Genomic DNA, 1,369 nt, shown 5'->3' with positions numbered 1-1,369 from the left:
TGGTGGGTCGTGAAGGATTCGAACCTTCGACCAACGGATTAAAAGTCCGAACCTATACCAATAGATATTAACCACAAATACTTTATAAATCAAACACCTACATACATAGACATTATAATCATATCTTATTAACCTATCAACTTTTCACACCTTTTAGCACCTATTGCGTCAAACTTACGTCAAACTATCAATTCATTTTTATCGTCCTAAATGAGGATAAAAGCACGGCAAAACTACCGCACTTTTATCGGATACCCTCAATAATGCTACACTACAATTTGCCCATTTTCTTTGAGATAAGTATAAATACGCGACAACATAATTTGCGTCGGGGTTTTGCCTATATCATCTTTGGTAAATGGTGCTTCATTGATCGCTTTCGCACCTTCCACATCAATCCATTTATATTCACTGATAATCGGTGTGAAATCGGTGACGACGCCGTCGTTATCCGTGCCGGTACCAATCACATATTTGGCATTGATTGAGCCGTCTTCTTGTGTACTGTAAGCTGCAATCGCTGAGTACATTGGATTTAAGATTTTGTTGAATGTTGTCATAAAAGACTCCTTGTTGTTAAATAATGTGTATCGTCATTATTTACATTGAATCTATTTAGATGTATAGTATAACGATACAAGAGAGGTTAAGATGATTTTATCTTTCAAACATAAAGGGCTTGAGTTGTTTTTTACAACCGGATCGACTGCGGGAATCCAACCTCTAAGCACGCCAATAAACTTACCCTGTTGCTCACTGCATTAAACAGTGCAGAAACGCCCCAAGCAATGGCGGTACCGAGTTGGAATTTACATCAATTAAAAGGCGATCTTGCCAATCATTGGTCAGTTAAAATCAATGGAAATTGGCGTTTAACCTTTAAGTTTGAAAATGGTCACGCAGAAGTTATTGATTATCAAGATTATCACTAAGGAGCGATAATATGAGAATGTATAATCCGGCACATCCGGGGTTAATTTTGAAAGAATATATTGATGGAATGAGCATTACCGATATTGCTAAACGCTTAGGTGTAAGCCGTGTTGCACTTTCCCGTATCGTGAATGCCCAAGCCGGTATATCTGCTGAAATGGCTGTTCGACTCAGTAAATTACTTACTAACACCACGCCGAATTTCTGGCTTAATATGCAGGCAGATTACGATTTATGGCAAATTGAAAATACAAAAACTTTTTCGATTATGCCGTTGTTTGAGGAATCGGCTCAAACAACAAGATTTGTTTAAATTTAACCGCACTTTTGTGCGGTTCCTTTTCAATAATTGCCTCCTTTAATTAGCTTGATGAGATTGTTTTTGCAGTTGAGACTGATGTTGCCATCACCATAATCGAACTATTTTGTTCACCGA

2 protein-coding genes, 1 tRNA gene and 1 pseudogene are annotated in these 1,369 nt (G+C 37.7%); 2 read left to right on the top strand and 2 right to left on the bottom strand.

The window, feature by feature from the left end; all coding sequences use genetic code 11:
• Both BKK54_RS11785 and BKK54_RS11365 read right to left on the bottom strand, forming a co-directional pair.
• Window positions 1–73, bottom strand: a tRNA-Lys gene (locus BKK54_RS11785).
• 193 nt (window positions 74–266) lie between these two features.
• Window positions 267–560, bottom strand: a complete 294-nt coding sequence (locus BKK54_RS11365; RefSeq protein WP_077543175.1) for a hypothetical protein — start codon at window positions 558–560, stop codon at window positions 267–269.
• Between the two features lie 91 nt (window positions 561–651).
• Here BKK54_RS11365 and BKK54_RS11360 point away from each other — a divergent pair.
• Window positions 652–932: pseudogene (locus BKK54_RS11360) on the top strand (type II toxin-antitoxin system RelE/ParE family toxin).
• Between the two features lie 17 nt (window positions 933–949).
• Entirely contained in the window at window positions 950–1,246 is a 297-nt protein-coding gene (locus BKK54_RS11355; protein ID WP_077543176.1) for a HigA family addiction module antitoxin, read from the top strand.
• The last annotated feature ends 123 nt before the right edge of the window (window positions 1,247–1,369 follow it).

The sequence above is a fragment of the Rodentibacter genomosp. 1 genome (assembly GCF_001999285.1).
GTDB lineage: Bacteria > Pseudomonadota > Gammaproteobacteria > Enterobacterales > Pasteurellaceae > Rodentibacter.
This window is presented reverse-complemented; position numbering and strand designations above follow the sequence as displayed.

What these genes read in the sequence shown, in the direction of transcription:
- BKK54_RS11355 (WP_077543176.1), top strand. Translation starts at nt 950, where the DNA reads ATGTATAATCCGGCACATCCGGGGTTAATTTTGAAAGAATATATTGAT.
- BKK54_RS11365 (WP_077543175.1), bottom strand. Translation starts at nt 560, where the DNA reads ATGACAACATTCAACAAAATCTTAAATCCAATGTACTCAGCGATTGCA.